The 12,619-nt window shown below is 71.6% G+C and carries 9 protein-coding genes and 1 tRNA gene; 4 read left to right on the top strand and 6 right to left on the bottom strand.

From position 1 onward, the window contains the following. Window positions 1-101 precede the first annotated feature (101 nt). Complete coding sequence (locus tag AB0D14_RS08485; RefSeq protein ID WP_362776086.1) at window positions 102-821, bottom strand: hypothetical protein; 720 nt, start codon at window positions 819-821, stop codon at window positions 102-104. Between the two features lie 47 nt (window positions 822-868). Between AB0D14_RS08485 and AB0D14_RS08480 the strand changes: the two genes are divergently transcribed. Further along, on the top strand, window positions 869-1,057 hold the full coding sequence (locus AB0D14_RS08480) for a DUF5703 family protein (protein ID WP_362776085.1): 189 nt from the start codon (window positions 869-871) through the stop codon (window positions 1,055-1,057). A gap of 85 nt (window positions 1,058-1,142) precedes the next feature. On the opposite strand, the gene AB0D14_RS08475 is transcribed toward AB0D14_RS08480, so the two are convergent. The 3 genes from AB0D14_RS08475 to AB0D14_RS08465 form a co-directional block, all read right to left on the bottom strand. Next, entirely contained in the window at window positions 1,143-1,976 is an 834-nt protein-coding gene (locus tag AB0D14_RS08475) for a chaplin family protein (RefSeq protein ID WP_362776084.1), read from the bottom strand. A gap of 182 nt (window positions 1,977-2,158) precedes the next feature. Next, window positions 2,159-2,392: a chaplin ChpH gene (chpH, locus tag AB0D14_RS08470; protein ID WP_362776082.1), complete on the bottom strand. Its 234-nt coding sequence runs from the start codon at window positions 2,390-2,392 to the stop codon at window positions 2,159-2,161. 183 nt (window positions 2,393-2,575) lie between these two features. Beyond that, on the bottom strand, window positions 2,576-3,901 hold the full coding sequence (locus tag AB0D14_RS08465; protein ID WP_362776081.1) for a M20/M25/M40 family metallo-hydrolase: 1,326 nt from the start codon (window positions 3,899-3,901) through the stop codon (window positions 2,576-2,578). Between the two features lie 206 nt (window positions 3,902-4,107). On the opposite strand from AB0D14_RS08465, the gene AB0D14_RS08460 reads away from it, so the two are divergent. The 3 genes from AB0D14_RS08460 to AB0D14_RS08450 all read left to right on the top strand — a co-directional run bounded on the left by AB0D14_RS08460 (window position 4,108) and on the right by AB0D14_RS08450 (window position 10,004). Next, window positions 4,108-4,192 (top strand) — tRNA-Leu (locus AB0D14_RS08460). Window positions 4,193-4,574: 382 nt separating this feature from the next. Next, on the top strand, window positions 4,575-8,531 hold the full coding sequence (locus AB0D14_RS08455) for a Pls/PosA family non-ribosomal peptide synthetase (RefSeq protein ID WP_362776080.1): 3,957 nt from the start codon (window positions 4,575-4,577) through the stop codon (window positions 8,529-8,531). Window positions 8,532-8,627: 96 nt separating this feature from the next. Further along, window positions 8,628-10,004 (top strand): M1 family metallopeptidase, encoded by a 1,377-nt coding sequence (locus tag AB0D14_RS08450; RefSeq protein WP_362776078.1) that lies wholly within the window; start codon window positions 8,628-8,630, stop codon window positions 10,002-10,004. Window positions 10,005-10,127: 123 nt separating this feature from the next. Here the strand turns inward: AB0D14_RS08450 and AB0D14_RS08445 are convergent, their stop codons facing one another. Next, on the bottom strand, window positions 10,128-11,027 hold the full coding sequence (locus tag AB0D14_RS08445; protein WP_362776076.1) for a peptidoglycan-binding protein: 900 nt from the start codon (window positions 11,025-11,027) through the stop codon (window positions 10,128-10,130). After that, complete coding sequence (locus AB0D14_RS08440) at window positions 11,027-12,607, bottom strand: DUF6519 domain-containing protein (protein ID WP_362776074.1); 1,581 nt, start codon at window positions 12,605-12,607, stop codon at window positions 11,027-11,029. Before AB0D14_RS08440 ends, AB0D14_RS08445 begins: the two co-directional genes overlap by 1 nt. Window positions 12,608-12,619: the final 12 nt, after the last annotated feature.

The following is a 12,619-nucleotide window of genomic DNA, read 5'->3' as shown; positions in this document are numbered from 1 at the left end:
GCCCTGTTCCGGCGGGGCCCACCGCCGGCGCCCCGAACGCAGCGGTGGCGGCCACCGGGCCCATCAGCCCGGCGACCGCCACCGTGAGAGTGAGCGGACCGTCAGCGGTCCGCGTCCTGTGCTTTGAGGTCCTCGTCCTCGTCGAGCCCGCCCACGAGTTCCGGCTCGACGGCGTCCTCGATCTCGTCATCGATGTCGTCCTCGGCATCGTCGTCGAAGACGGCGCTGACGTCGAAGCGGCACACCACCTGATGGGTGTCGGCCTGGTCGAACGGGGCCTCCAGCCACTCCCCCGGCTCGGCGGGTTCGTCCGAGGCCGTCACCCACAGCGTCGAGTCGCCCTCCTCCAGGCCGAACTCCTTGTGCCGGGAAGCGATCTCGTCGGCCTCGAACTCACCGAAGAGCACACCCAGCGCACCGTGCACCGTCCCGGAAGCGGCGTCGAAGCCCGCCGTCACGGCCCCGGACTCCTCGACGGCCTCGACCCGCTGGGCCTGCGCCAGCAGCCGCTGCGGCTCCACCACCGAGTAGTCCCGGCGGATCAGCACGCTCAGCGCGTTGGGCTCCTCAGGACCGGTGTACGGCGGCAGGGCGTCGTCCGAGCCGGGGATCTCGAAGGGAGTGACCTCGTCGTAGCGGTCGTAGAGGAGCTCGTCGTACTCCTCGGCGGCCGCCGCCAGCTCGTTGAACGCCTCGTAGACGGCCGGGTCGTCCTCACCCGACCGGCGCTCTACCGCCGCCAGGTGACGGTCGAGCGCGGTCTTGACCGCCTCGGCGGCGGCGCGTACCTCGGCAGCGGTGGGCTGCGCAGCATCAGACATAGTGCAGACGCTATCCGTACACGGCCTCCGCACGCACAATAGATGCGATGCCGGAATACGAATTTGTCAACGTGTATGTGCCGCGCGGGGTGTCCCGGAAGGAAGCGACACGCCTGCTGACGGACCATGCGGAGTACGGACACTGGGAGTTGGACCGCCTCAGCCTGCACTCGGACGGCAGCCGCAAGGTGCGGCTGCGCCGACGGATCATCCGACAGGTGCGCGCCACGTGGTGAAGCGGGACGGCTGAAACGGACGGCTGAAACGGAGGGGGCCCCGCGGCTGCGGGGCCCCCTCCGTTCGATCTGCCCGGGGCCTGCCTCAGACGGAGGCACGCGCCTTGCGGTAGAGCACGGCGCCCGCCAGCAGCGCGCCCGCGCCCACCGGCAGCACGAGACCGAGCGGCACACCGCTGCCGGTCTGCGCGAGGTGCGCGGAGCCGTCGGCCTGGCCGACGGTCTGGGTGCCCGGGCCACTCGCGTTCGAGCCGCCCGTGTTCCCGTTCCCGTTCCCGTTCCCACCGGGCCGGCCCTGGTCGCCCGGCTGTCCGGGCTGTCCGGGCTCACCGGGTTGCCCGGGCTGTCCGGGCTTGCCCGGCCGCTCCGGGTCGCCCGGCTTCCCGGGCTGCCCCGGCTTGCCCGGAGTGTTCGGGCCACCGTCGCCGGGGGGTGTCACCCCGTGTCCGCCGCCGGTGTTCCCACAGGCGTTGCCCGTGGCCGCGTTGCCGATACCGCCGACGGAGATGCTGTTGCCGCAGACATTGACGGGTACGTCCACCGGAATCTGCACATGGTTGCCGGACCCCACGCCGGGCGAGTCATGGGTGTGCCCCCCGGCCTGCGATCCACCGCCCGAGCCGTGGTGCCCCGAGCCGCCGTTCCCGTGGTGGCCGGAGCCGGCACCCTTGCCGCCGCCCTTGTTGGCGCACTTGTTGCCGACCGCCGGGTTGAGCAGCCCGACCACGTTCACCGTGTTGCCGCAGACGTTGACCGGCACGTGCACCGGCGCCTCCACCGAGTTCCCGGAGAGTACGCCCGGGGAGCCCGAAGCGGTGCCGTGCGCCCCCGAGTCGGCGTGTGCGTAGCCGCCGGTGGCCGCGAGGACACCAGTTGCCGCCGCCACCGTCATCAGGCCTTTGCGGGTGACCTGTCGCATAGCTTTTCCCTGCCTCGTAAGCCGTGTCGCTTCAGGAATGCGCACGCGCCGGACGCACGTGCGCGGAATACGAATGTCGGCGGCCCCGGAGCGCATGGCGCGCACTCCGGGGCCGCGGACTCAGACCCTCAGGGCTTCAGACCTTCATGGAATGCAGGCCCTCATGAGGTGAGCACAACGTGTCAGGCGTTGACGCAGGTGTTGCCGAAGGTGGGGTTCAGCAGCCCGATCACGGAGACCGTGTTGCCGCAGACGTTCACCGGCACGTGGACGGGCGCCTGGACGACGTTGCCCGAGAGCACGCCGGGAGAGTGCACAGCAGCACCCTGAGCACCGGCGTCGGCAGCCGCGAGACCCGCACCCGCGAGAACGAGGCCACCCGTGGCAACAGCAGCGGCGACGATCTTCTTAATCATTATTCCTCCTTGTAGGCACATGTGATTCCAGCCGCGGATCACATCAGCAGTAACGAGGAGGGAGTAATAGGGCTACGAGCTTATGAGCGCATTCACTCTTCTCAGTCGACTCCGTACGCGCTGGCGATTATTGGAGTGTCGTTTCAGCGGGTTAATGCAGGACACCTCGCTGTCCGGCCCGCCTCAGGACGCTTCGATGAAGCGGTCGAGCACCCGCACACCGAACTTCAGGGCGTCGACCGGCACCCGCTCGTCGACCCCGTGGAACATCCCGGCGAAGTCCAGCTCCGGCGGCAGCTTCAGCGGGGCGAAACCGAAGCAGCGGATGCCCAGGTCGTCGAAGGACTTGGCGTCGGTGCCGGCGGAGAGCATGTACGGGACGGCCCGGGCGATCGGGTCCTCGGCGATCAGCGCGGTCTGCATGGCGTCCACGAGGGCCCCGTCGAAGGTGGTCTCCAGGGCCTTGTCCGCGTGCACGTCCTCGCGCCGCACGTTCGGGCCGAGGATCCGGTCCAGGTCGGCGAGGAACTCCTCCTCGTACCCCGGCAGGTAGCGGGCGTCGACGTGCGCGGTCGCCTGCCCCGGAATCACGTTCACCTTGTAGCCCGCGCCCAGCTGGGTCGGGTTGGCGGTGTTCTGGAGCGAGGCGCCGATGAGCTTGGCGATACCGCCGAGCTTGGCCAGCGTCGCGTCCATGTTCTCCGGGTCCAGCTCGGTGCCGAGGGCGTCGCCCAGCTCGTCCAGGAAGTGCCGCAGCGTCTTCGTCACCCGGACGGGGAACTTGTGGCGGCCGAGCCGCCCGACCGCCTCGGACAGTTCGGTGATCGCGTTGTCCCGGTGGATCATCGAACCGTGCCCGGCGGTGCCGTCCGCGGTCAGCTTCATCCAGTGCATGCCCTTCTGGGCGGTCTCCACCAGATACAGCCGCAGGTTCTCGTTGACCGTGAAGGAGAACCCGCCGACCTCGCCGATCGCCTCCGTCACCCCTTCGAAGAGGTCGGGGTGCTGGGTGACGAGGTGCTTGGCGCCGAACTTTCCGCCCGCCTCCTCGTCGGCCAGGAAGGCCAGCACCAGGTCCCGGGGAGGCTTGCGACCGCTGCGCACCCGTTCGCGTACGACCGCGAGGGTCATCGCGTCCATGTCCTTCATGTCGACCGCGCCGCGCCCCCACACACACCCGTCGGCGATCTCGCCGGAGAACGGGTGGTGCGTCCAGTCCTGGGCGTTCGCCGGTACGACGTCGGTGTGGCCGTGGATGAGCAGTCCGGGCCGCGAGCGGTCCTCCCCCTCGATCCTGACCACCGTGGAGGCGCGGCCCTGGTGCGACTCGAAGATCTGCGGTTCGAGACCCACCTCGGCGAGCTTCTCCGCGACGTACTCGGCGGCCTTGCGCTCACCCGGGCCCGAGTGGTCGCCGTAGTTGCTCGTATCGATCCGGATCAGCTCGCGGCAGAGGTCGACGACCTCGTCCTCACCCTTGATGCTCCTGGTCGTGTCCTGCTCGCTCACGCTGCTTCCTCCCACGGTCACTGCTGGTGGTCCCTCTCATCCTCTCTCTCCGGTCCTCCCCGCCCAAGGCCGGACCACGCCCGTCACACGCCGTTCACGCCCCGCCGCCAGGGATCGGCAGGGGATCGGCCAGTGATCGGGGGCTCTCGAAAGCCTGGTAATGTTTCTTCCGTCGCCGCGAGGGCAACCCGCGCGACAGACACCTTGTCCGGGTGGCGGAATGGCAGACGCGCTAGCTTGAGGTGCTAGTGCCCTTTATCGGGCGTGGGGGTTCAAGTCCCCCCTCGGACACAGAGCGTAATAACACCTTGTGCGGGCCGAGCTGAGTCTCGGCCCGCACAAGGTGTTTTGTGGGGCGTCGTCGGCCTGGGATCGAAGTGGTCGGCCACGGAGCCGTCCGGCGGACGGGTGCGGCCGGGTCGCCGCCGTGTTTCGGCCAGGTGTCGGCCAGGTGTGGGACATATCTCGTCAGGGTGACATGTCCCCACGTCAGAGGGTCGCAGCCCAACTCTCTACGGCCCTGCGCAGGGCCATTCACCTGGCTGAGGTACAGGTCCGGGGCTAGCGTCGTACTAAAATTCCACGCTTGTTCGGAGCTGAGTGGAATATCCCCAGGCATACCTGCGGGCCCGCCGGCTCCCCGGGAGATCCGGGAACGACATGTGAGGACCCGATGGCAGCCCTCCAGCAAGGCCCCGCGCTCGTGTTGTCCGACGGCTTGTCCGACGACGAGGTACGGGCGGAGTTCGGCGACCGGGCGCGGTTCTCCGCATCCTGCGCACCTTCACCGCGCACGCTCGTCGACATCCTCGACGCCTCCGTGCGGGCGTATCCCGACGAGCCCGCGCTGGACGACGGACGCCGGAGCCTCACCTACCGCGCCCTGGCCATAGAGGTCGAGGCGTTGAGGCAGCGGCTGAGCGATGCCGGGGTGGGGCTCGGAGACCGGGTCGGCGTGCGTGTCCCGTCGGGCACCAATGAGCTCTACGTGGCCGTTCTCGCCGTGCTGGCCGCCGGAGCCGCCTATGTGCCGGTGGACGCCGAAGACCCGGACGAGCGGGCCGAGCTGGTCTTCGGGGAGGCGGATGTACGGGCCGTCGTCGGGGCCGGGCACGAGCTGACCGTCGAAGGGCGGAGCGAGGTGCCGACCTCGCGGCCCGGGGTCGGGCATGACGCGTGGATCATCTTCACTTCGGGGTCGACCGGCCGGCCCAAGGGTGTGGCCGTGAGCCACCGAAGCGCCGCCGCTTTCGTGGACGCCGAGGCCGCGCTGTTCCTCGCCGAGGAACCCATCGGGCCCGGTGACCGTGTCATGGCCGGTCTGTCCGTGGCCTTCGACGCCTCCTGCGAGGAGATGTGGCTGGCCTGGCGGTACGGCGCCTGTCTGGTGCCTGTGCCGCGCTCCCAGGTGCGCGGCGGCGCCGATCTCGGGTCCTGGCTGGTCGAGCAGGAGATCACCGTCGTCTCCACCGTGCCGACGCTGGCCGCCCTGTGGGAGCCGGAGGCGCTCAACGAGGTTCGGCTGCTGATCTTCGGCGGCGAGGCCTGCCCGCCCGAGCTGGTGCAGCGCCTGGTCACCGAGGGGCGCGAGGTGTGGAACACCTACGGGCCCACCGAGGCCACCGTCGTGGCCTGTGCCTCGCTGCTGACCGGCGAGGAGCCGATCAGGATCGGGCTGCCGCTCGACGGCTGGGAACTGGCCGTCGTCGACGAGGCCGGGGAGCCCGTGCCGATGGGCGGCAGCGGACAGCTCGTCATCGGCGGGGTGGGGCTCGCCCGCTACCTCGACCCGGAGAAGGACGCCGAGAAGTACGCCCCGCTGGCGTCGCTGGGCTGGGAGCGCGCCTATCGCAGCGGTGACCTGGTCAGGGCGGAGCCGGAGGGGCTGATCTTCCTCGGGCGGGCCGATGAGCAGATCAAGCTCGGCGGACGCCGGATCGAGCTGGGCGAGGTGGACACCGCCCTCCAGGCGCTGCCGGGGGTGGCGGGCGCCGCTGCCGCCGTGCGGACCGCGCGCGGCGGAAACCAGCTGCTCGTCGGCTATGTCGTGCTTCAGGACGAGGTTCAGGACAACGTTCAGGACGACGTGCAGGGCGAGGTTCAGGAAGACGGGGTGCGCCAGGGCGGCGGCTGGGATCACGCGGCGGCCGTCAAGCGGCTGCGGGCGGAGCTGCCCGCCGCCCTCGTCCCACTGCTCGCGCCCGTGCCCGACCTGCCGACCCGTACGTCCGGCAAGGTCGACCGCGACGCGCTGCCGTGGCCGCTGGAGAACCTGAAGACCGGCGGACCCGCCGAGCAGCTCTACGGGACGGAGGCCTGGCTCGCCGAGCAGTGGAGCGAGGTGCTCGGCATCCCGGTGGGTTCCGCCCGGGACGACTTCTTCGCGATCGGCGGTGGCAGTCTCGCCGCCGCCCTGCTCACCACGAGGCTGCGGACCCGCTATCCGAGCGCCGCCGTGCTCGACATCTACCAGCAGCCGGTGCTGCGGAAGCTGGCCCGGCATCTGGAGAAGTCCGCGCAGGGCGAGAGTGCCGAGCGGGTGATCGCGCCGGTTCCGCGCCGGGCCCAGGCGGTGCAGTTGCTGGTGCTCGTTCCGCTGGTCGCGCTGCTCGGTCTGCGCTGGACGGTGGCGCTGGCCGCGCTCGGCAACACGCTGCACTGGTTCGGGGCGTATCCGTGGGCGCCGACCGCCTCCTGGTGGCTGGTCGGACCGCTGGCCGCCCTGCTCTACAGTCCGCCCGGGCGGCTCGCGATCGGGGCCGGCGGGGCACGGCTGCTGCTGAGGAACGTGACGCCGGGGCGGTATTCGCGGGGCGGAAGCGTGCATCTGCGGCTGTGGACGGCCGAGCGGCTCGCCGAGTTCAGCGGGGCGACCTCGCTGACCGGGTCCTGGCTGGAGCGGTACGCGCGTGCGCTGGGCGCCAAGGTCGGGCCGGAGGTCGATCTGCACTCGCTGCCGCCCGTGACCGGCATGCTCAAACTCGGCCGGGGCGCCGCCGTGGAGTCCGAGGTGGACCTGTCGGGGCACTGGCTGGACGGCGACCGGCTTGAGATCGGCCCGGTCAAGGTCGGCGCGCACGCCGTGGTCGGCACCCGCAGCATCCTCTTCCCCGGTGCCCGCGTGGGCAAGCGGGCCGAGGTGGCCCCCGGTTCCGCCGTCGCCGGGCATGTCCCGACCGGTCAGCGGTGGGCCGGCGCGCCCGCGGTCAAGCTCGGGAAGGCCAAGCGGGACTGGCCCAAGGAGCGCCCGCAGAAGGGCACGTACTGGCGTGCGACGTACGGGGCGGCCGGGTTCGCGCTGACGGTGCTGCCGCTGGTCGCGGGGCTCGCCGCGCTCCTCGTGGCGAGCGTGTTCGTCGCGCCGGACGCCGGGCTGGGTGAGGCGCTGCGGGGCGCCGCCGTGGCGCTGGTGCCGGCGACCCTCGCCTTCGGTGTCGCGTACGCGGTGATCCTGCTGGTCGCCGTGCGGCTGCTCAGCCTGGGGCTGCGGCCGGGTACGCATCCGACGCACAGCAGGATCGGCTGGCAGGCCTGGACGGTCACCCAGCTGATGGACCGCTCCCGGGAGACGCTGTTCCCGCTGTACGCCGGACTGGTCACGCCCGTGTGGCTGCGGCTGCTGGGCATGCGGATCGGGCGGGGCGCCGAGGTGTCGACGGTGCTCGCGCTGCCGAGCCTGACGACGGTCGGCGAGGGCGCGTTCCTGGCCGACGACACGCTGACCGCGCCGTACGAGCTCGGGGGCGGCTGGATGCGTATCGGACGGGCGGAGATCGGGCGCCGGGCCTTCCTCGGGAACTCCGGGATGACCGCGCCGGGCCGTTCCGTGCCGGACGGCGGCCTGGTCGGGGTGCTGTCCGCGACGCCGAAGAAGGCCAAGAAGGGCAGCTCGTATCTGGGGTTGCCGCCGGTCAAACTGCCGCGCTCCGCGCAGGGCGGCGACCAGAGCCTGACGTACGACCCGCCCGTGCGGCTGCTGTGGGCGCGCGGTCTCGTCGAGCTGTGCCGGATCGTGCCCGTCTTCTGCTCGGCGGCGCTCGCCGTGCTGACGGTGGCGGCGCTGAGCGCGCTGGGGCCGTGGGCCTGGGCGCTCGCCGGGCTGGTGCTGCTGGGCGCGGGGGCGGCTGCCGGGCTGCTGTCCGTGGTCGCGAAGTGGCTGCTCGTGGGGCGCCACCGGACCGGTGAGCACCCGCTGTGGAGCGGTTTCGTGTGGCGCAACGAGCTGGCCGACACCTTCGTCGAGGTGGTCGCCGTGCCGTGGCTGGCCGGGTCCGTGCCGGGCACACCGGTGATGAACCTGTGGCTGCGGGGTCTCGGCGCCCGGATCGGCAGGGGCGTGTGGGTGGAGAGCTACTGGCTGCCCGAGACGGATCTGGTGACACTGGGAGACGCGGCGACGGTGAACCGCGGCTGCGTGCTGCAGACCCACCTCTTCCACGACCGGATCTTGCGGACGGATACTGTGGTCCTCCGTGAGGGCGCCACCCTGGGCCCGGGCGGAATCGTTCTGCCCGGCAGCACCGTCGGGGCGCGCAGCACACTGGGACCCGCGTCCCTCGTCATGGCGGCGGAATCCGTTCCCGACGACACCCGCTGGCTGGGCAACCCGATCGAGGCATGGCGTCCCTAGGGGCTTCGACTCGTACGCCGCCCCGGGAGGGAACACCGGCACCACACCGGCAGGTCGGCAGACCGTACGAGCACAGCGCAGGGAGCAGACACTTCAGTGGTTCAGCAGACAGCGGGAGCGGATCCGTACTTCCCGGCGAACGGTGATCCCCGTTACCGGGTGCACCGGTACGAACTCGCCCTGGACTACCGTCCGGGACCCAACCGGCTGTCCGGCACCGCACGCCTGAACGCCATAGCGGGCCGGTCGCCGCTCACCGAGTTCCAGCTGAACCTCGCCGACTTCCGGGTCGGCCGGGTCCGGGTCGACGGACGGGCGCCGCACTACACGCACCGGGGCGGCAGGCTGCGGATCCGCCCGTCGAAGCCCATCCGGGCCGGGGCCGCGTTCACCGTGGAGGTCCACTGGGCGGGCAACCCCAAGCCGGTACGGAGCCCGTGGGGCGGGCTCGGCTGGGAGGAGCTGGAGGACGGGGCGCTGGTGGCGAGCCAGCCGGTGGGCGCGCCGTCCTGGTACCCGTGCAACGACCGGCCCGCCGACAAGGCTTCGTACCAGATCGCCGTCACCACGCCGTCGGCGTACTCGGTGGTGGCGGTCGGCCGGCTGCTGACGCGTACGCCGAAGGCGTCCACGACCACCTGGGTGTACGAGCAGTCGGCGCCGACGTCCAGTTACCTGGTCGGGCTGTCCATCGGGAAGTACCAGACCGTACTGCTCGGCGACCCGGGTCTGGGCGGTGTGCCGCAGACGGGGCACATTCCGGCGCGGCTGCTGACGGAGTTCTCGCGGGACTTCGCGCGGCAGCCCGCGATGATGGCCCTGTTCGAGGAGTTGTTCGGCCCGTATCCGTTCGGTGAGTACGCGGTGGTCGTCACCGAGGAGGAGCTCGACGTCCCCGTCGAGGCGCAGGGGCTGTCGCTGTTCGGCGCCAACCACGTGGACGGGGCGCGGGGGTCGGAGCGGCTGGTGGCGCACGAGCTGGCACACCAGTGGTTCGGGAACAGTGTGAGCATCGCCGACTGGCGGCACATCTGGCTGAACGAGGGGTTCGCGAAGTACGCGGAGTGGCTGTGGTCGGAGCGGTCCGGTGGGCGTACGGCCCAGACGCTCGCGGGTCTCGCCCACCGGGGGCTGGCGGGGCAACCACAGGATCTGCGGTTGTCCGACCCGGGGCGGAAGCTGATGTTCGACGACCGGCTCTATGAGCGGGGCGGGCTGGTGCTGCACGCGGTGCGGTGTGTGCTGGGGGACGAGGCGTTCTTCCGGATGCTGCGGGGATGGGCCTCCGTGCACCGGGGTGGCTCGGTGACCACGACGGCCTTCGTCGCGCATGTGGCGCGGTACGCGGCGGAGCCGCTGGACGAGTTGTTCGCGGCGTGGGTGCATGAGGCTGCGTTGCCCCCGTTGCCCTCGCCGGGGGTGGCTGTTCCGGCGCGGCCAACGTATCCGCCGTATCCGCCCAGCGGAGGGTAGTGGGTTCGCCGGGGCTGGATGACGGCTGCGGGTCCGTCGGGGCTGGTCGCGCCGTTCCCCGCGCCCCTGAAGGGGCGCCCCTGGCGGGGCGGCCCCAGCGGGGGCGGGTCTGCGGGGGCGGTCCTAGTTGGGGACCTTCAGGGCGTCCCAGGTCAGTTTGCCCGGGATTCCGTCCGCGTCCTTGCCCTTGAAGCCGCGCTTCTGCTGCCAGGCGGCGTAGGACTTGCGGTCGGCCTCTGTCCAGTCGGGGCTCGGGCCGCTCTCGTAGCGGCCGCAGCCCTCGGCCACCAGGCGCCGGCCCATGGCCGTGATCACGGCGGACTTCTGGCCGATGTGGAAGAAGCCGCTGCCCGGGAAGGGCTCGTACGACGGCTTGGGCTGGGGTTTGGGGTCGGGCTTCGGGTCGGGGGACGGTTTGTCCGCGTCGCCCTTGCCGCGCAGCCGGTCGCGTATGCGCCCGCGCATGCCGTCCATCGTGAAGCCCCGCGGGTCCGTCTTGCCGGGCTGCCACTCCTTGTGGCCGATGACGGACCGCTCGGTCCAGCCGTGGGCGCGGCAGATCGCGGCGGAGACCTTCTCGATGGCCTCCTTCTGCGCCGCGGGCCAGGGGTCCCTGCCGTTGCCGAGGTTGATGCACTCGAAGCCGTAGAAGTGGCGGTTGCCGTCGGTGTCGGCCTCGTTGTCGGACGGCAGCTTCGACTCGTTGACCACGGCGCGCAGGACGTCTCCGTCGCCGAGCCCGGCATGGTTGGCACGGCCGTTGCCGACCAGGTGGACCTCGCCCTTCTTGTCGATGACGCCGTGGCACAGGGGCCCGGGCAGGCCCGAGTAGCCGTCGTAGCAGATGTCGACGGAGGCGCTGGTGCCGGAGGTGACGGTGTGGTGGATCATCACACCGTTCATGGGGCCCCAGGGCCCCTTGGAATTGCGGTTGTGGCGGCGCCAGTTGCGGACCTCGTGGACCGTCAGGCCCTCCGCGCGCAGGATCTCCACCAGCTTCGACGCGGTCAGTGGCTTGGCCATCAGTTGTCTCCTTCCACGGCGTTCTCCGCCTCTGCGGTCGTCTGCGACCTGCCGCCGGACGGGTCGGCGGCCTCGGCGTCCTGTTCCTCCTGGCGGGCCCGTGCCTCCGCCGCGAGCGTCGCCTCGTCGGCCGCCGGGACGGCGGTGGCGAGGGGGGCGAAGGCGAGCCGCAGGTCCACGGCGCCGGCCTCGCCCTTGACCAGGGCCAGCGGCGCGAAGTGGCGGGCGATACCCGCCGGGGACTGGAGCAACGGCCTGCGGGCCGGGTCCGTCGGCCATTCGACGCCGCCTGTCGCGGTGCGGGCGGGTACCGTCCAGTGGTCGCCGGTGCGGTAGGCGCCGCCCTTGGCGAAGTAGACCTCGATGCCGTCCTCCAGGGGCAACCACTCCCCCTCCGTGACGGGCACGGCCCCGCCCCGCAGCGTGGTCGTACGGCCCTTGTGCCGGGGGCCCTCGTGGTGGTCCCAGCGGCGCAGGAACGGGTTCAGTCGGGGCAGCCGTCCGACGCCCGGCTCCGGCTCGGCGGACAGGCGTACGCGGCGGCCGGGCAGGTCCAGTTCCTCGACCCTCAGCAGGGGCAGGGGTTCGAGGCGGGAGGCGTACGCGGTGTCGGTGAACTCCACGCGGTCGCCGACGTCCAGGTCCAGCTTGTCGTCGTGGCCGAGGGACGCCAGCCGCACCCAGGTACCGTCGAGTTCGTCGACCGGGAAGACCACGGAGCCGTTCTCGCGGGACCACTTGAACGTGGCGTCCTTCGCCTCACCGCCCTCGTGGACCTCGACGCGGTACAGCTGGTTCTCCGGGCCCCGGTAGCGGGCGTCCGGCCTGACCAGGCACGGGTCGTCGTCGGCGTGCCCGGGGCGCTCGGCGCGGGCCGCGAGGCGGGCCGAGGAGACGGCCTGCTTCCGGGCCCAGCGGGTGAAGGCCTCACGGACGGTGTCCTTCGACGGCTCGGCTTCCTCGACCTCCAGGTCGGCGAGCGCCAGCGGCAGGACCTGCCAGACGACCTTGGCGCGGGCGGCGGTGTCCGGCATCGCCGCGCCGAGGGCGACCTCGCGCAGGGCCGGGTCCTCGGCGGCGGTGACCGAGCGCTCCCACACGTGGAGGTACGCGACGAACGGCGCCTGGGCGGGCGAGGGCAGCCGGTCGCCGGGCTTCTCCGGGTCGCGGAAGCCGTCCGGCTGGTCCCAGTAGGTCCAGTGGGCCACCGGCTCCGCGGCGGCTTGTTCCTTGTCGCCCTTGTCGCCCTTGTCATCCCCGGAGTCCTCGTCCGGGACGGGGACTCCGGCGGCCGGGCGGTCGGCGTCGCACAGGATGCCGTCCACGTAGTAGCGGCCGCCGTGGATGTGGAGGGTGTCGATGTCGTGCTTGCCGCCGACGTACTCGACCCGGAAGCCGGCCGCGTCGCGCGGTCCGCCGTGCGGTCCGATCAGGTCGGCGGTGAGCGTACGCGCCTGGTGGAGCTGGATCGCGGTCTGTTCGTTGGCGTCCGCGTCGAGCTGGACGCGGCCCTGCTGGACCACGACCGCCGAGTAGTGCCGCTCCGGGCGGAAGGTGGAGCGGGAGAGGTCTGCGTGCATGAAGGGTGTCCC

It is taken from the genome of Streptomyces sp. NPDC048484 (assembly GCF_040651415.1).
Lineage (GTDB): Bacteria > Actinomycetota > Actinomycetes > Streptomycetales > Streptomycetaceae > Streptomyces.
The sequence above is the reverse complement of the archived record's forward strand: the minus strand, read 5'-3'. Positions and strand labels throughout refer to the sequence as shown.